The sequence below is a fragment of the Lentzea roselyniae genome (genome assembly GCF_039537795.1).
GTDB classification, from domain to species: domain Bacteria; phylum Actinomycetota; class Actinomycetes; order Mycobacteriales; family Pseudonocardiaceae; genus Lentzea; species Lentzea atacamensis.
Genome location: NZ_BAABBE010000001.1, coordinates 142,266 through 159,126, shown reverse-complemented (window position 1 = coordinate 159,126; position 16,861 = coordinate 142,266). Strand labels below are relative to the sequence as shown.

17 protein-coding genes are annotated in these 16,861 nt (G+C 69.3%); 5 read left to right on the top strand and 12 right to left on the bottom strand.

The window, feature by feature from the left end:
- Window positions 1–9: 9 nt before the first annotated feature.
- A complete protein-coding gene (locus ABFX45_RS00795) occupies window positions 10–927 on the top strand; it encodes a substrate-binding domain-containing protein (protein WP_109630017.1) in 918 nt (305 codons plus the stop codon).
- Window positions 924–1,802, top strand: a complete 879-nt coding sequence (locus ABFX45_RS00790) for a ribokinase (RefSeq protein WP_346126862.1) — start codon at window positions 924–926, stop codon at window positions 1,800–1,802. The genes ABFX45_RS00795 and ABFX45_RS00790 overlap by 4 nt, the downstream gene beginning before the upstream one ends.
- Here the strand turns inward: ABFX45_RS00790 and ABFX45_RS00785 are convergent.
- Both ABFX45_RS00785 and ABFX45_RS00780 read right to left on the bottom strand, forming a co-directional pair.
- Window positions 1,780–2,457, bottom strand: a complete 678-nt coding sequence (locus ABFX45_RS00785; RefSeq protein ID WP_109630008.1) for a hypothetical protein — start codon at window positions 2,455–2,457, stop codon at window positions 1,780–1,782. The genes ABFX45_RS00790 and ABFX45_RS00785 overlap by 23 nt on opposite strands.
- Window positions 2,454–3,668, bottom strand: coding sequence for a right-handed parallel beta-helix repeat-containing protein (locus tag ABFX45_RS00780; RefSeq protein WP_346126859.1), 1,215 nt, complete (start codon window positions 3,666–3,668; stop codon window positions 2,454–2,456). The genes ABFX45_RS00785 and ABFX45_RS00780 overlap by 4 nt, the downstream gene beginning before the upstream one ends.
- 47 nt (window positions 3,669–3,715) lie before the next feature.
- Between ABFX45_RS00780 and ABFX45_RS00775 the strand changes: the two genes are divergently transcribed.
- Genes ABFX45_RS00775 through ABFX45_RS00765 form a run of 3 tightly spaced genes read left to right on the top strand, consistent with a single transcriptional unit; the run spans window position 3,716 to window position 7,220 of the window.
- Entirely contained in the window at window positions 3,716–4,561 is an 846-nt protein-coding gene (locus ABFX45_RS00775) for a Dyp-type peroxidase (protein ID WP_346126857.1), read from the top strand.
- A 48-nt stretch (window positions 4,562–4,609) separates the two neighbouring features.
- The gene (gene ptsP / locus ABFX45_RS00770) at window positions 4,610–6,241 is read left to right on the top strand and encodes a phosphoenolpyruvate--protein phosphotransferase (RefSeq protein ID WP_109630001.1); all 1,632 of its coding nucleotides are present in this window, start codon (window positions 4,610–4,612) and stop codon (window positions 6,239–6,241) included.
- Between the two features lie 10 nt (window positions 6,242–6,251).
- A complete protein-coding gene (locus tag ABFX45_RS00765; protein ID WP_346126854.1) occupies window positions 6,252–7,220 on the top strand; it encodes a phosphotransferase family protein in 969 nt (322 codons plus the stop codon).
- Window positions 7,221–7,227: 7 nt separating this feature from the next.
- Here the strand turns inward: ABFX45_RS00765 and ABFX45_RS00760 are convergent, their stop codons facing one another.
- The 10 genes from ABFX45_RS00760 to macS form a co-directional block, all read right to left on the bottom strand.
- On the bottom strand, window positions 7,228–8,100 hold the full coding sequence (locus ABFX45_RS00760) for a LysR family transcriptional regulator (protein ID WP_109629996.1): 873 nt from the start codon (window positions 8,098–8,100) through the stop codon (window positions 7,228–7,230).
- Window positions 8,097–9,158 carry an alpha/beta hydrolase gene (locus ABFX45_RS00755; protein ID WP_346126852.1) on the bottom strand — a complete coding sequence of 354 codons (1,062 nt, stop codon included), beginning with the start codon at window positions 9,156–9,158 and terminating at the stop codon, window positions 8,097–8,099. Before ABFX45_RS00755 ends, ABFX45_RS00760 begins: the two co-directional genes overlap by 4 nt.
- A gap of 71 nt (window positions 9,159–9,229) precedes the next feature.
- Complete coding sequence (locus ABFX45_RS00750) at window positions 9,230–10,204, bottom strand: hypothetical protein (protein WP_346126850.1); 975 nt, start codon at window positions 10,202–10,204, stop codon at window positions 9,230–9,232.
- Window positions 10,189–10,662 carry an RNA polymerase sigma factor gene (locus ABFX45_RS00745; protein ID WP_346126848.1) on the bottom strand — a complete coding sequence of 158 codons (474 nt, stop codon included), beginning with the start codon at window positions 10,660–10,662 and terminating at the stop codon, window positions 10,189–10,191. Before ABFX45_RS00745 ends, ABFX45_RS00750 begins: the two co-directional genes overlap by 16 nt.
- A 67-nt stretch (window positions 10,663–10,729) precedes the next feature.
- Window positions 10,730–11,908 carry a glycine C-acetyltransferase gene (locus tag ABFX45_RS00740; protein ID WP_109629981.1) on the bottom strand — a complete coding sequence of 393 codons (1,179 nt, stop codon included), beginning with the start codon at window positions 11,906–11,908 and terminating at the stop codon, window positions 10,730–10,732.
- Complete coding sequence (gene tdh / locus ABFX45_RS00735; protein ID WP_109629977.1) at window positions 11,908–12,939, bottom strand: L-threonine 3-dehydrogenase; 1,032 nt, start codon at window positions 12,937–12,939, stop codon at window positions 11,908–11,910. Before tdh ends, ABFX45_RS00740 begins: the two co-directional genes overlap by 1 nt.
- A 36-nt stretch (window positions 12,940–12,975) precedes the next feature.
- Window positions 12,976–14,427: an SDR family oxidoreductase gene (locus ABFX45_RS00730; RefSeq protein WP_346126845.1), complete on the bottom strand. Its 1,452-nt coding sequence runs from the start codon at window positions 14,425–14,427 to the stop codon at window positions 12,976–12,978.
- A gap of 36 nt (window positions 14,428–14,463) precedes the next feature.
- Complete coding sequence (locus ABFX45_RS00725) at window positions 14,464–14,973, bottom strand: DUF1707 SHOCT-like domain-containing protein (protein WP_325051013.1); 510 nt, start codon at window positions 14,971–14,973, stop codon at window positions 14,464–14,466.
- Between the two features lie 20 nt (window positions 14,974–14,993).
- On the bottom strand, window positions 14,994–15,656 hold the full coding sequence (locus ABFX45_RS00720) for a response regulator (RefSeq protein ID WP_109629966.1): 663 nt from the start codon (window positions 15,654–15,656) through the stop codon (window positions 14,994–14,996).
- The gene (macS, locus tag ABFX45_RS00715; protein ID WP_233439121.1) at window positions 15,653–16,813 is read right to left on the bottom strand and encodes a MacS family sensor histidine kinase; all 1,161 of its coding nucleotides are present in this window, start codon (window positions 16,811–16,813) and stop codon (window positions 15,653–15,655) included. The genes ABFX45_RS00720 and macS overlap by 4 nt, the downstream gene beginning before the upstream one ends.
- Window positions 16,814–16,861: the final 48 nt, after the last annotated feature.

The window sequence follows — 16,861 nt, the reverse complement described above, 5'->3', positions numbered from 1 at the left end:
AAGACACCAATGAAGGTGACCCGACGGATCGCGCTGACCCTCGGCGCCGCCGCTCTGCTGGCGACCGGGTGCAGCGGTACTGGGGCGTCCGGAGGTAGCGGCATCACGATCGGCCTCGCGGTGTCCACTTTGAACAACCCGTTCTTCGTGGAACTGCAGCAGGGTGCGCAGGCGATGGCGGACCAGCTCGGCGCCAAGCTGACCGTGATGGACGCGCAGAACGACGCGACGAACCAGGTCAACCAGGTGCAGACGCTGGTGACCCAGGGCGTCAAGGCGATCATCCTGAACCCGGTCGACTCCAAGCAGTCGGCGCCGGCCGCCAAGGCCGCCGAGATGGCGAACATCCCGCTGATCTCGGTCGACCGCTCGGTCGAGGGCAAGGTCGCCGCCGAGGTCGCCTCGAACAACGTGTCGGGCGGCAGCCTCGCGGCCATCGAGCTCGGCCGCGCCACCTCCGGCGAGGTCGCGCACCTGCGGGGCATCTCCGGCGCGTCGGCGTCGCGTGACCGCGGCCAGGGCTTCGAGCAGGGTCTGAACAGCGGAAACATCAAGGTCGTCGCCACCGCCGTCGCGGACTTCGACCGCGCCAAGGGCCTCAACGAGACCACGAACCTGCTGCAGGGTCACCCGAACATCAAGGGCATCTTCGCCGAGAACGACGAGATGGCGCTCGGTGCGATCAAGGCCCTCGGCGCCCGTGCGGGCAAGGACGTCATGGTCGTCGGCTTCGACGGCACGCCGGACGGCCTGAAGGCGATCCAGGACGGCACGCTCGTCGCGACCATCGCGCAGCAGCCGAAGCAGCTCGGCTCCAAGGCCGTCGAGCAGGCGGTCAAGGCCGCCAAGGGCGAGCCCGTTCAGCAGGTCGTGGACGTCGAGGTGAAGGTCATCACGAAGCAGAACGTGGCAGAGTTCATCAAGTGACGAATCCTCTGCTTGTCCTCGGGTCCGCCAACGCCGACCTCGTGGTCGAGGTCGGCAGGCGGCCCGCCGGCGGTGAGACCGTGCTCGGCGGCGACACCGTAGTGCTGCCCGGCGGCAAAGGCGCGAACACCGCCGTTGCCGCCGCTCGCGTCGGTGCTTCCGTCGCGCTGATCGGTGCTGTCGGTGGCGACGGGTACGGCTCGCTGCTGCGCGAGTCGCTGGAGTCGTCCGGTGTCGACACGAAACTGGTGAAGACCTCCGCGCGGCCGACCGGCATCGCCTACATCACCGTGACTCCGGACGGTGAGAACTCCATCGTCGTCTCGCCCGGTGCCAACGCCGACGTCTCATCGTCCGATGTGGACGCCGTGTCGTTCGACGGTGCGCAGGTTCTGACGTGCTCGCTGGAAGTGCCGCTGGAGACGGTGGTCCACGCGATCGGCGTGGCCTCGAAGGCCGGTGTGTGGACCGTGCTGAACCTGTCGCCGGTCGCCGAGCTGCCCGCGGAGACGTTGCGGCAGCTCACCGTGCTGATCGTGAACGAGCACGAGGCCGCGCAGCTCGCCCCCGGCTTCGACGGCCTGCTGCAGCTCGGTCCGAAGTCCGCGGTCGTCACGCTCGGCGCGCGCGGTGCCGCCGTGGTGACAGAGGAAGGCATCACCGAAGTGCCGTCGATCGAGGTCGCCGAGGTCGTGGACACGACCGGCGCCGGTGACGCGTTCGCGGGCGCGCTGTCCGCCCGGCTCGCTGAGGGCGACACGCTCGTCGACGCCGCGAAGTACGCCGCGAAGGTCGCCGCCCTGTCCGTCACGAAGGCCGGTGCGCAGCCGTCCTATCCGACGGCCGCCGAGGTCAGCTCGCCAGCGATGGGATGACCTTCACCGGCTCACCCGATCCGGTGAAGTCGAAGACGGCGAGCTCCTGCTGGTTGCCCAGCTTGGCTTCCAGCCGGCGGAGCTTGCCATCCGCGTCGAGCCAGTAGCGCAGCCGTGCGTCCGCCGCGTTCTTCTGCTTCGGTCCCTCGAAGACGTCCACGGCCGTGTCGCCGATCTTGTCCGATCGCAGCCAGCGCGCCGAGCTCTGCAGCAGCAGCTGGGCGTTCTCCGGCCGGTCCGAGCCGAGGTTCACCAGCAGCCTGAGCGCGCCGTCCAGTTCGGAGCCGCGTTCCCGCAGTTCTCTCACCTGCCAGTCGATCGCCGGCACCGGGTCGACCGGCTTGGTGGACGGCGTCGTCCCGAACGCCATGCGGCCGAGGTTCCACTGCACCAGGCCCTTGGAGAACTCGTCGTCGCGGCCGTCCGTGCGCATGCCCGCGTAGCCGAGGTGGTTCACGAAGTCGACCCGGCCGTCCAGCACGAGCTTTCCGCCGGGCGACGGGACGGACGCGGTGAACGTGCTGACGCCGGTCGTGTAGTTGGAGAACCGGACCAGTGCCAGGCGTTCCGCCTCGGGGATCGAGAGCGGCCGCGGGTGTGGCGCCGTGCTGCAGGCGGTCATCAGGAGCGCGAGGGCGAGGACGGTCTTCTTCACGACCGCACCGTCGCCCGGTCGACGAACAGGTCCTCGGTCGGCACGCCGTACTTCTCGACGTTCGGTACCTTGTCCGGCAACGGGCCGCTAGGCATGTCCGGCTGGTTCGGCGGCGCGGCGACCTGGTTGAACGGGATTCCGCGCGGCGCGGCGGGTTTCGGCAACGGGGCGCCGACACCGCCGTAGCAGTGGCCGTCGTCGAAGCAGTTGTTCCTGCCGGGCGCCCGTTGCGTGGCCACGTACAGCACGTCCTGGCCGTTGCGGGTCAGCACGTTGTCGTCGAACCGGTTGTCCAGCGGCGCCAGGTCCTCACTGGACCCGATCGCGACGCCGGTCCCGGGGTTGCCGGTGATCAGGTTGCGGGACACCAGGTTCTTCGTGCCGCCCGCGATGCCCATGCCGAGCCCGAACGCGCCGTCGGCCTGCGCGGGTGAGAGCGCCTCGGCGTTCTCCGACACGAGGTTGCCGACGAACGTGGCGTCCTCCTGGGGCACGAACGCCTCCTGGTAGTCGGCGTTCGAGGTCATGCCGACGCGGTTGCCGCTGAACCTGTTGCCCAGCACGTACATCTGGCCGGACGCGTTCGTGCCCTCGTAACCGACGGCGTTGCGCTCGGCCACGTTGTCGCGCACGACGATGTCGCACGGCTTGCACTGCCCGACGTAGAAGCCGGAGTCGGCGCTGCCGCTCGCGTAGCTCTGCTCGATCACGCCGTGCTGGGCGTCGAACGCGTAGATGCCGTACAGCGCGTTGTTGCTGGCCGTCACGTACGAGACGCGGAAGCCCTGCAGCGGCGGGAACTTCTGCGTGTCCAGCTTGGTGTAGCCGTTGCTGCCGCGGCCCATCCCGCCGTTCTCACTCAATCCGGTGATGAGGACGCCGTTCAGCGTGTGGTTGCGGACCGTCAGGTTCTGCACCGAGACGTCCGGTGCGGTGACCACGATCCCGTTGGCGCGCTTGACCTCCCCGTCGATGATCACGCTGCTGCGCTGGGTTCCCCTGATCGTGAGGCCCTTGGTTCTGACCTGCACGGACTCCTTGTAGACGCCGGGTGCGACGACGATGGTGGCGCCTTCCTGTGCTGCGTCCACCGCAGCCTGGATGGTGTTCAGCTGCGCCGGGACGTTGATCTCGGGGCCGAGCTTCGGTTGCGCCGCCGGTGAGCACCCGGCGACCAGGAGCAGTGCAACAAACGTGTACGGAGCGCGCACAGCCGGTCACCGTACTGCGCCGTTCAGCCTAGTGCCACACTGGCCCTGTGGGTCAACTATCGCGCCGCTGTCTGCTGTACGGTGCTGCTGCTATTGGACTACTGGGTGGCTGTGGCACGCCCGAACGACAGCCAGGTGTCGTCACGCCGCAGCAGCTGCACGCCGACATCTCCGTGTGGGACGCGCACGCATTGCCGTCTGTGCAGGTCAGCTCGTCGGTCACGGTGACGTGGGGGCACGGGATCGACGGGCTGCCGGAGTTCCCCGGTGACGCGGTCCGGCCGCAGGACCTGGGCGGGAAGCTGTTCCTGCAGATCTGCGGGGACGACGCCGGCGCTGTGCGGGACGCGGCCGCCCGGCTGCGGCCGGAGGGTCGGTTGCGCTGGCGTGAGCAGGGGTTCTGCAACTCCGACCGCACCAACGTGCTGGGGTTCAGGGACGGCATCGTCGTGCCGAAGACCCCGGCGGAGTTCGAGCAGGAGGTCTGGCGGCCGGACGGGTCGACCATCGCGGTCGTGCGCCGGATCAAGCTCGACGTCGCCGGGTTCGCCGCTCTGCCGGTGGGTGAGCAGGAGCGGATCTTCGGGCGGCGGAAGCGCGACGCGGTGCCGTTGTCCGGCGGCGACGAGGTCGATTTGTCGGCAAAGACCCCCGACGGCGAGTACGTCATCCCGGCCGACGCGCACGTCCGGCGGGCACACCCGTTGACGGCGGGTGCGGGCCTGATGCTGCGGCGCTCCTACAACTACGCCGAGGGTCTGCTCTTCATCTCCTACCAGCGCGAGCTGAAGACGTTTGTGAACACGATGTATCGGATGACCGAGGGCGACGCACTTTTGCGTTACGCCACGACGACCAGCTCAGCGGCCTTCCGCATCCCGCCCTTGAATTAGTCACACTGAGCTGTCGTCGGTTCCCGGTGGAAGGGTATGGTCTAGACCATGTCGAGCGCGCGGCTGAGCGGTGTCGGTGTCAGCAGCGGCCGGGCTTCCGGCCCAGTGGTCAGGGTCGCCGAGACCCTGCCAGAACCTCCGCTGGGTCCGCGACCTGCGGATACGAAGGAAGAGGCGTCCCGCATCCGCCCGGCGACCGAGGTCGTGGCGCAGCGCCTGATGGAGCGCGCGAAGACCGTCGAGGGCGAGGCCCGCGCCGTGCTGGAAACGACGGCGGCGATGGCGGGCGACCCGTCCCTGATCAAGTCCGCCGAGAAGCTCGTCGTCGAGGAGTCGCTGCCGGCGGCCCGCGCGGTGCACCAGGCCGCGCAGAAGTTCGTCACGGCCCTGCAGGCGGCCGGTGGCTACATGGCCGAACGCGCCCGCGACGTCCAGGACGTCCGCGACCGGGTGGTCGCCGAGCTCCTGGGCCTGCCCGCACCCGGCGTCCCCGACCTCGTGGCGCCGTCGGTGCTCGTGGCGCGCGACCTCGCGCCGGCCGACACCGCGGGCCTCGACCCGTCGAAGGTCCTCGCGCTGGTCACCGAGGAGGGTGGCCCCACCTCGCACACCGCGATCCTGGCTCGTTCGCTGGGCATCCCGGCTGTCGTCGCGTGCCGTGGCGTGCTCGCTCTGGAGGTCCCCGCTCTGGAGGTCGACGGCGACACCGGTCAGGTCCGCGAGTCGGACGGCAAGGTCCGAGCCGCGGGTGCGGGCAGGAAGGCCTCGTGGAACGGCGTGGGTGTGCTGAAGGACGGCCACCGCGTGAAGGTCCTCGGCAACGTGGGTTCTCCCGCGGACGCCGCCGCTGCAGCCGCCGCCGGAGCAGAGGGTGTGGGCCTCTTCCGCACCGAGTTCTGCTTCCTCGACGCCGCGGAGGAGCCGACCGTTGCTGAGCAGACTGCTGCATATGAGGCTGTGCTGGCGCCGTTCAAGGGCAAGCCGGTTGTGGTGCGCACCCTCGACGCGGGTGCGGACAAGCCGCTGGCGTTTCTGAGCCCGGACCCCGAGCCCAACCCGGCGCTGGGCGTCCGCGGCCTGCGTGTCGCCTTCGACCGTCCGGACGTGCTGGACCGCCAGCTCGAAGCCATCGCCGCCGCGGCCGCGTCGTCCGGCGCCGAGGTCTCGGTCATGGCCCCGATGGTCGCCACCGCCGCCGAGGCCTCGTGGTTCGTCGCGCGTGCCCGTCAGGCGGGGATCCAGCGGGCCGGCGTGATGGTCGAGGTACCGTCCGCCGCCCTGTCGGCGCGGGAGATCCTGCAGGTCGTCGACTTCATCTCCATCGGCACCAACGACCTGGCCCAGTACGTCTTCGCCGCCGACCGCCAGCTCGGTGGCGTGGCCGCGCTGAACGACCCGTGGCAGCCGGCGTTGCTGCGCCTGATCGCGCAGGTCGGTGAGGCGGCCACGGCCGCAGGCAAGCCGATCGGCGTGTGCGGTGAGGCCGCGGCAGACCCGTTGCTCGCGTGCGTGTTGATCGGCATGGGCGTGACGTCGCTGTCGATGAACCACACGGCGCTGGCCGACGTGGGCGCCAAGCTCGCCACCTCGAGCATGGACATCTGCCAGCTCGCCGCCCGTGGCGCGCTGGCTGCGGGCGACCCGGCGACGGCGAAGCTCGCGGCACGCGCACCGCACTAACCTGGGGCTGGTGCAGAGTCAGACCAAGCGCCGCCTGTCTCCAGGAGAACTCGACGCCCTGATGTCCGGCTCTGCCGGCATCGGGTGCCGGGTGGAAGCCGAGCTGACCGACGGCTGGTTCAACACGGCCTACCGCGTCCGGCTGGACGACGGCCGGGCCGCCGTCGTCAAGCTCGCACCACCGGCCGAGGTCCCGGTCCTGCGGTACGAGCGCGGCATCATGGCGACGGAGGCCATGGTCTACCGGCGGCTCGCGACCCTGCCGGGCGTACCGGCACCCGAACTCCTCCACGCGGGCGAGGACTTCCTCGCCGTCTCCGTCCTCGAGGGCACCACGTGGGACAAGGCGGGCGACCTGCCGGAGGCCACCCAGCGGGCGTTGCGGCGCGAACTCGGCGCGATCACCGCGCGTCTGCACACCCTGACCTCGGAGGACGGGCGGTTCGGCTACCCGGCCGAGGAGGCGGCGCTGTCCGCTCCGGACTGGCGGACGGCCTTCACCGCCATGGTGGACGCGCTGCTGGAAGACGCCGCACGATGGCAGTCCGAACTGGGCGTGACACCCGGTGAGATCCGGACCCTGGTCGCCGACGGCGGTTACGCCCTCGACGAGGTCACCAAGCCCGCCCTGATCCACTTCGACCTCTGGCCGGGCAACATCTTCATCGACGGGTCCCGCATCGTCGGGCTCATCGACCACGAGCGGGCGTTCTGGGGTGACCCGGCGGCCGAACTGGTCTCGCTGGTGTTCGGCGGCGACACCGGCCCGGACAGCGACCTGGTCCGCGGCTACACCGAAGCCGGCGGCGTTCTCGACTTCACGCCCGCCTTCCAGCACCGCCTGGCCCTGTACCAGCTCTACCTGAGCCTGCTGCTCATCATCGAGTTCGGGCCCCGCGGCTACGACAACGCGGAACACCTCGCGTTCTGCCGCAGCTATCTCGCCGACAACCTCGCCCGGTTACGGGCGCTGCGGTAGGCGTTGGTCAGAGGTGCGCAGTACACAGCTCATCAATCACGACGCGAATCAACGGATGGTCTTCTGACCCTCTGCGCACAGCCGCCACCACTCGCCGCAATGGCGCCACACCGGCCACCACCTGACGCACGGCTGCCATGCGCACCCCACCGACGGCGTTCCGCGGCGCCAACGCCACCCCGCCCCCGGCCGCCACCAACGCCTCGATGGCCCGGAAGTCGTCAGACGTGTGGCGGATCCGCGGCGCGAACCCGGCTTGCGCACACGCCATCTCCACGACGTCCCGCAGCGGGTTCCCCGGCAGCGTCACGACCCAGTCCTCGTCGGCCAGCGCCGCCAGTTCGACCGGCCCGCCCCCGAGCGGGTGGTCCGGCGGCAGCACCACGTCGAAAGGCTCGGTGTAGAGCGGAAACGTGGTGAAGCGGTCCGTCGAGCGGTGTTCCTCGGTGATCGCCACGTCGATCTCGCCGTCCAGCAACAACCGAACACTCTCGTGTCCCTCGGCATCCCGCACGGACAGCTCGATCGACCGTTCCTTCAACGTCGCCAGCGCGGGAGCGACCACCTGCGTGATCGCCGACGCGAACGCGGCCACCGCCACCCGTCCGGCGGTTCCGGAGGTGAGAGCGTCCAAAGTGGCCTGTGCGCGTTCCAGTTCTGCCGCAACGACATGTGCGTGTGCGACGAGCAACTCACCGGCGGGCGTGAGCGAGACCCGTCGTCCTTTCCGGAGCAGCAACGGATGTCCTGCCTCGGACTCCAGTGCCGCGAGCTGCTGCGACACCGCTGACGGCGTGAGATGCAATGCGGAAGCTGCAGCCGTCACGGTGCCGTGGTCGGCGAGTGCGCGCAGCACGCGGAGCCGTCGTGGGTCGATCACCCGCTCATGATGGCCGCCGCAGCCATGCAACGCAGTTCCGCCGCGACTTTCAGCATCGCGCGCCGAGCGTGCCGGTCGCAGGACAGGAACGAAGCGAACCCGTGCACCAACCCGTCGCAGTGCAGGTGTGTCACCGGCACCGCGGCGGCCCTCAGCCGTTCCACGTACTCGGTTCCCTCGTCCCGCAGCGGGTCGAAGCCCGCCGTGACCACACAGGTCCGCGGCAGCCCGCCGAAACCGGGAGCGCGCAACGGTGAGGCGTACGGCTCGAACAGCCGCTCGAGATCCGGTGAGTAGCAGGACCGGTACCAGTCGATCATGTCGGTCTCGATGAAGTAACCGCGCCCGAAGAGCTGACGCGCCGGATGCTCCCCCATCCCGTCGACGGCCGGGTAGAGCATCAGGTTGAAGGCCGGCACCGCGACCCCGTCATCGACACACCGTTGCGCCACAACGGCCGAGAGCGCTCCGCCTGCGCTGTCACCCCCGACGCCCACCGTGCCGCAGGCAACGCCGAAGTGGTTCAAGTTCGCGACGACGTGCAGGTACGCGGCATAAGCGTCGTCGACCGCGGCCGGATACGGGTGTTCCGGCGCGAGTGCGTACTCGACGGACACGATCCGCACGCCGCCATGCCGGCTGAGGAAGCGGCAGATGCCGTCGTGGCTGGCCACACTGCCGACCACGAAACCGCCGCCGTGGAAGAACACCAGCAGGGGAAGCGGACCGGAGGCGTCGGCAGGGCTGTACACCCGCGCCGGAACCGGTCCCCGTGCGCCGACCACGACGGTGTCGCGCACCTGCACGTCACGCGTGACGCCGGCGTGCATCACGGAAGACACGATGTCGTAGTCCCTGCGCGCCGCCTCCAGATCCGGAACCGCCTGAGGTTCTTTCCTCGGCACGAACCGTTCCAGCGCGATCAGCAGCTGAGCCGTGGGACTCAGCTGCGCACCCTCGACCTCGACGGGTGCGCCGAGGATCGCGCGGATGACCGGGTCGGGCAGGCTCAACGCGGCCCTTGCAGCGAGGGTGGCCATGCGGAGCGACAGTCTCACGAGCGGCAAGCTATAGGCGGCACGAGCACGACGATCGGGTAGCAGCAAGACTTTCCGCAGATCTCGGAAGCTCACCGCTTCACGATGGGGGGCACCGGCTCGCCGATCGCGTTCACGTCGGGCGGGCCTGTCGCGCCGTCGGCCAGGCCGAGGTGGAGGTACTCCTCGGACCAGATCGGTGTGCCCGCGGGGAGCCCGTGCCTGGAGGTGGTCAGCACCTGCTGGTGGACGATCGGTTGCGCGGTCCGCTCGTCGACGACCAGTTGTTCCTCCACGGTGCCGAACTGCGACTCCACAGGTGCCAGTGCCACGCCCACTCCCACCCGGCCGTCCGGCAGGGTCACCCTGCCGAGGTCCCTCGCCGAGGTCCTGAGCAGTGCGAGCAGCGCCTGTCGCTGGTCGTCGCGCAGCGGGGCGATCGCGAGCCGCATCATCTGGCCGGGTTCCCGAGGAGGCCTGACCCCGGAGCCCGAGGCGCTGACGTCCGTGAAGAGGTTGCCGATCTCCTCGTAGGGGATGGTCCCGAACGTCGAGATGTCGTCTTTCCACGCACCCGGCCGCATCTGGCCGACGCGCAAGTTGTGGTTCATGCCCACGATCGGCACCACCATCGGTGCACCGGCCGTCACCCACCGGGCGTCGTCGTTTGCCGACTTCGGGGCGACCAGGCCGCTCAGCTGGCTGACCTTCACGTGCCGGCCCGGCGCGAACCACTCGTCGGTGTCGGAAACCATCCGCATGACGTACGGGTTCGCCGGGTCACCGACGAGCAGCAACGAGGTGTTCCGCGTCAGCACGTGCCACCACGGCTGCGGATCGGCGAACTGCCTGGTGCGGTCGGACGGCAGGATCGCGAGCACGAGCAACACCACCGCGGCGAACGCGACCAGCACCGGCCCGAACCGTCGCGTGAAGGAAGGCGCCCACGCCCAGTCGCGTGGACTGGGCAGTGAGGTGATCCGGGCGAGGTCTCGTTCCATGCGCTCCGGGTCGACGTCCGGTGTGGACGGACGGGTCCGGGCGAGGTCCTTCAGCAAGTCCCCCATGACTCCCTCACTCGGTCGGTGGTCGATGAGGAGAGAGAACGCCGCAGTCGTCGCCGTGCGCGATGCGGCCGCACGAAGAACGTCGCGGTGGAGCAGCCCAGGACCTGCGCCGCCTCGGCCGCGGACAGCCCGTGCCACGCGATGAGCGTGAGCACCTCCTGGTCCGCCGGTGCCAACCCGGTGAGAGCCTCACGCAGCTCGACCACCGCGTAGTCGTCCCCGGCCGGAGCGTCGACGAGCTCGGCGTGCCGCGCCTGCCTGCGGGCCTCGCGCACCAGGTTGCGGGCGATGCCGAGCAGCCACGGCAACGCGTTGGCGGGCATCTGGTCGAGTTTGCGCCAGGCGATCGTGAAGGTCTCGCTGGTGATGTCCTCCGCGAGCCGCGCACCCGCGTGACTCGCCGCATAGGTGAGCACGCGTGGGTAGCACTCGCGGTACACCGCGCAGAAGTCCTCCACGATCGCCCCTCCCTCTTCACGAGGTAGTGCGCGAATCGTCAGGATTCTTACAGCACTCTGTCCCGGATCACATCTTCGCTCGTGCGGCGACGAACGCGTCGACCGCCCGGTTCACGTCCTCCGTGGTGTGCGCGGCCGACATCTGCGTGCGAATGCGCGCCTTGCCGTGCGGCACCACCGGGTACGAGAAGCCGATCACGTAGATGCCCTGCTCCAGCAGCAGGTCGGCCAGCCTGGCCGCCTCGGCCGCGTCACCGATCATCACCGGGATGATCGGGTGCTCACCGGGCAGCAGGTCGAAGCCCTCCTCGGTCATGCGCCGGCGGAAGAGCTCGGTGTTCGACCGCAGCTGGGTGAGCAGCTCGGACGAGCTGGAGAGCATGTCCAGCGCGGCGATCGCGGCCGCGGTGATCGACGGCGCGAGCGAGTTCGAGAACAGGTACGGGCGTGAGCGCTGCCGCAGCAGTTCGACGATCTCCGCGCGACCGGACGTGTAGCCGCCGGACGCACCGCCCAGCGCCTTGCCTAGCGTGCCGGTCACGATGTCGACGCGGTCCTGCACGCCGAAGAGCTCCGGGGTGCCGCGGCCGGTCGGGCCGGTGAAGCCGACGGCGTGCGAGTCGTCGACCATGACCAGCGCGTTGTACCGCTCGGCCAGGTCGCAGATCTCGTCCAGCGGCGCGAGGTAGCCGTCCATCGAGAAGACGCCGTCGGTCGCGATCAGCCGGTAGCGGGCGTCGGCGGAGTCCTTGAGCTGGCGCTCCAGGTCGTCCATGTCGCGGTTCTTGTAGCGGTAGCGGCGAGCCTTGGACAGCCGCACGCCGTCGATGATCGACGCGTGGTTCAGCTCGTCGGAGATGATCGCGTCCTCGGCGCCGAGCAGCGTCTCGAACAGGCCGCCGTTCGCGTCGAAGCACGAGCTGTAGAGGATCGTGTCGTCGGTCGCGAGGAACTCGGAGATCTTGCGCTCCAGTTCCTTGTGCGGCTCCTGGGTGCCGCAGATGAACCGCACGGACGCCATGCCGAAGCCCCACTCGTCGAGCGCGGTCTTCGCGGCCTCGATCAGGCGCGGGTGGTCGGCGAGACCGAGGTAGTTGTTGGCGCAGAAGTTCAGCACCTCGTCGCCCTGCCCGACCCGGACGGCGGCGTTCTGCGGGGTGCCGATCACGCGCTCGGCCTTGTAGAGCCCGGCCTCCCTGATCTCGTCGATCGTCTTGCGGAGGTCGTTCTTCAGCTCGCCGTACATCAGGCTCCCGTCCAGTCGAGGATGACCTTGCCGCACTTGCCTTCGCGCGCGGTGGCGAACGCCTCCGCGTGCTGCGTGTGGTCGTACCGGTGCGTGATGACCGGTGCGAGGTCGAGGCCGCGCTGCAGCAGCACGGTCATCGAGTACCAGGTCTCGAACATCTCGCGGCCGTAGATCCCCTTGATGTGCAGCATCTTCAGCACGACGCTGCTCCAGTCGACGGGGAACTCCTCCGCGGGCAGCCCCAGCATCGCGATGCGACCGCCGTGCGCCATGTTCGCGATCATGTCCCGCAGAGCCGTGGGCTTGCCGGACATCTCCATGCCGACGTCGAAGCCCTCGGCCATGCCGAGCTCCCGCTGAGCGTCTTCGATCGTCTTCTCGGCGACGTTCACCGCGAGGTCGACGCCGACCTTGCGCGCGAGGTCCAGCCGGTGCTCGGACACGTCGGTGATCACGACGTTGCGCGCACCCGCGTGCTTCGCGACGGCGGCGGCCATGATCCCGATCGGCCCGGCGCCCGTGATGATCACGTCCTCGCCGATGACGGGAAAGCTCAACGCGGTGTGCACGGCGTTGCCGAACGGGTCGAAGATCGCGGCCACATCCAGGTCGACCGCCGTGCGGTGCACCCACGCGTTCTGCTCGGGCAACACGACGTACTGCGCGAACGCCCCGTTGGAATGCACGCCGAGACCACGCGTGTTGGCGCACAGGTGCCGGCGCCCCGCCTTGCAGTTGCGGCACGTCCCGCACACGAGGTGGCCCTCGCCGCTGACCAGGTCACCGATCTTGACGCCGGTGACCGAGGCGCCCGTTTCCACGACCTCGCCGACGAACTCGTGCCCGAGGACCAGCGGCGCATTGATGTTCTGGGCCGCCCAGTCGTCCCACGAGTCGATGTGCAGGTCGGTACCGCAGATGCCGGTCCGCAGCACTCTCACGACCACGTCGGCCGGCCCCGGCGTGGGGTCCGGAACGTCGGTCAGTTCGAGGCCAGGCCCAGCGGCGACCTTGACGAGAGCCTTCATGCGGGAAGTCTCACCCTTTGCTGCTTGTGCAGTCCATCAGGACTTTCTGAAGTTCTTGTGCAGCTCAGCTTCATTGGCGATGTTGCGCACCATGCTGCCGAACACCACGCCGTGGAACGGCCAGACCACCGCCCAGTAGAGGTGTCCGGCAAGCCCTTTGGGCACGAACACGGCGCGTTGGCGGTAAGTGGACCCGCCCCGCTCACCCTCCGCCACTCGAAGTTCCAGCCAGGCCTTGCCCGGCACCTTCATCTCCGCGCGCAACCGAAGCAGCCGGCCGCGTTCGACCTCCTCGACCCGCCAGAAGTCGAGCGCCTCGCCCACGTGCAACCGGTGTGGATCACGCCTGCCTCGTCTCAGCCCGACCCCGCCGACGAGTCGATCGAGCCACCCCCTGATCGCCCAGGCCAGCGGAAACGAGTACCAGCCGCGTTCGCCGCCGATGCCCTCGACGACTTCCCACAGTCGTTCGGGCGTCGCTTCGGTCCGTCGCTCGCGTTCGTCGGTGTAGACGGAGCCGCCGGACCAGTCTGGGTCGGTCGGGAGAGGTTCGCTCGGGGCGCCCGGCGTGGAGGCTCCCGACCAGCGGGTCTCGACGTCGGCGTCACGGCTCTTGGTCAGCGCGAGCTCGACCGCCTTGTCGTAGCCGACGTTCTCACCGGGCAGCAGTTCACGGATGTCGTTCTCGCGGCACACCACCTCGTGCACCAACGACTCGATCAACGGCTTCGCGATCGACCGCGGGACGGGCGTGACGAGGTTGACCCAGTGCGAGGACAGACCCGGCGTCAGCACGGGCACGGGCAGGACGCGACGCTTGGGCAGCCCGGCCACCCGCGCGTACCGCAGCATCATCTCCAGGTACGTGAGCACGTCCGGCCCGCCGACGTCGAACGTCCGGTTCGCGTCGAGGCTCGTCGCGCCGACCAGGTACCGCAGCACGTCCCTGACCGCGATCGGCTGGATCCGGTTGTGCACCCACCGCGGCGTGACCATGACCGGCAGCCGTTCGGTCAGGTACCGCAGCATCTCGAACGACGCCGACCCGGACCCGATGATCACCGCCGCCTGCAGCACCACCGCGGGCACAGGCGACCGCAGGAAGACCTCGCCGACCTCCTTGCGGGAGGCCAGGTGCGGGGAGAGCGGCACGCCTTCGGGATGCAGCCCGCCCAGGTAGACGATCCGGCGCACGCCCGCACGCGCGGCTGCGCGAGCCGTGTTCTCAGCTGCCTCCCGGTCGGCGCCCGCGAAGTCCTTCGAGTGCAACGAGTGCACGAGGTAGTGCACGACCTCGACGTCCCGCATGGCCTCGCCGAGATCGTCGAGCACGTCACCGCGCACGATCTCGACGTCGGTGGCCCACGGGACGTCGCGCAGCTTCTCCGGCGAGCGCACCAGGCAGCGCACCTGGTGCCCTTCGGCCAGCAGCCTGGGCACGAGCCGTCCGCCGAGGTACCCGGTCGCGCCGGTCACGAGACACCGCATGCCCCGATCCTGCGCGCCACGACGGGTGAGTGCAGATCAGCGCTTGCGCTTGATCACCACTGATCCGCCGCGGACGTACCCGCGCACGTGGAAGTGCGGGTTGCCGACACCGTTGCGGACCTTGTCCTTGATCTCGCCCGCCTGGATCTCGACGGCGTCGATGTTCACGGAGGCGGTGGGCGGCAGCACGAGCTTCACCGACCCCACGGACACGTCCAGCTCGACGTCGACCAGCGGGGGCACGTCCGCCTCGGTGAAGTCGAGGTTCGTCGAGCCGAGCGTGTTGCGGATGACCAGTTCGCGCGGCACGACCCAGTGACCCTTGCGCACCGTGGTGCCGAACGAGTTCTTCAGCTCGGTGCGGGCATGGGCGCCCTCACTGTTGACCATGCCGGGCAGGTCGGCCAGCACGGCGTTCAGATCCGCCCTGGTCACCGCGGCGAGAGCGGTGTCCGTGCGCGTCGTGAACTCGTCGAGAGTGATCATGCCGCGGCCCACCGCCTTGTTCAGCAGGCTGACGACGTGCTCACGTTCCGCGTCGGACACGCGTAAGTCTCTCGGGTCTGTCATTTCTCTGCCTCCGGTTCGCTGTCGAGACCGTGCTCGATGGCATAACGCGCCAGCTCCACCCGGTTGTGCAGTTGCAGTTTGCGCAGGGTCGACTGCACGTGGTTCTCGACCGTGCGGTGGGAGATCACCAGGCGGTTCGCGATCTGACGTGCGGTCAGACCCTTCGCCACGAGTCGCAGCACCTCGGTCTCCCGGTCGGTGAGCTGCGGCTTCTCGTCGGAGTCGTCCGGCGCGGCGGCCATCCGCCGGTACTCGCCGAGTACCAGCCCGGCCAGCCCCGCGGTGAACACGGCGTCGCCGGCCGCGGTGCGGGTCACGGCCTCGACCAGCTCGTCCGCGGACGCCGACTTCACGAGGTAGCCGGACGCGCCCGCCTTCACGGCCTGCAGCACGTCGTCGTGCTCGCCGGACGCGGACAGGACGAGCACGCGCGTGTCCGGCAGCTCGCCGGTGATCAGCAGGGTGGCGTCGACGCCGGAGAGCTCGCCGAGGTTGAGGTCCATCAGCACCACGTTGGGCCGCACCGCCTTCGCGATGCGCACTGCCGAGGCGGCGTCACCCGCGGTCGCGACGATCTCGAAGCCCCGCTCCGCCAGATCCCGTGCGACGCCTTCGCGCCACATCGGGTGGTCGTCCACGACCATCACCGTGACCGTCATCTTGCCGCCCCCTTCCTGAACACCCGAACCTCCCATTCCGTGCCCTCCCCCGGCCCGGTCTGGAGTTCCAGCGTGCCGCCCAGCGCTTCCACCCGGCCCTTGATCGACTTTTCGATGCCCATCCTGCCTTCCGCGGCAGCGGACGCGATCCGGCCTTCCGGGATGCCAGGACCATCGTCCCTGACGCTCAGCACGATTTCCTCTCCGAGGTCCTCGAGCAGCACCCACGCCCGAGCGTCCTCACCCGCGTGCTTGTCCACGTTGGACAGTGCTTCGCGGACCAGCGAGGTGAGCTCGACCGCGGTCGTCGCGGTGAGCATGACCTGAGTGGCCGGAGTGGACACCTGGATCTTCGGTGTGGCGAGGAGCTGCAGGCCGGGACGCAGGTCGATCTCTCCATCCACAGTGGAGTCGGTGGGTGCGGCGGCCACCAGGTTGCGGAGCGCCACCTCTTGTTCGCCCGCGAGCTTGGCCAGTTCCGCGGCCTCACCACCGACTTCCAGTCCACGCTTGCGGACGCGGGCGAGCACCTGCAGGACACTGTCGTGGATCGAGCGCGCGAGCCGTTCGCGTTCCGCCGTCGCCGCTTCCGTGCGCAACGCCTGGGCCAGCCGCACCGCCGAACGCCGTGCCGTCGCCGACGCCATGCCGACGACCATGCCGGCACCCGCCAGCAGCACCACGTCGCGCAGCAGGTCGAGACTCGGCACGCCCTTGGACAGATAGGTGAAGAGGCCGACCGTCATGCCGCCCGCGAAACCGGCGAACGACCCGCCGAGCGCGCCCAGCGCCACCGCGGGCACGCACGCCCAGATCGTGGTGATCAGCGGCACGTTCAGGGTCAGCAGCTGGTGGTCGGACATGATCAACGGCGACAGCGACATGAGCCCGCAGGTCAGCGCGAGGTCGATCAGCACGACCGGCCACCGCCTGCCCCAGGTGGTGCTGTAGGCGCGGCTGGTGAAAACGGACCACAGCGCCATCACTCCGAGCGTCGTCCACGCGAGCCAGGGGCGGATGTAACCGGATTGGTTCGCGATCACGTTCGCCGCCGCGAAGAGAAATGTGACTATGCGTAGCGCAATCGTCCCGCGCCACAGCGGTGTGGCCGGGTCGTCGATCACCTTCGTCACACGTTCGGCAGGCAGATTGGGCACTCTGTGCTCCTTTCGGACACCATCCTGCCGCGTGAACGTGCGCTGGCT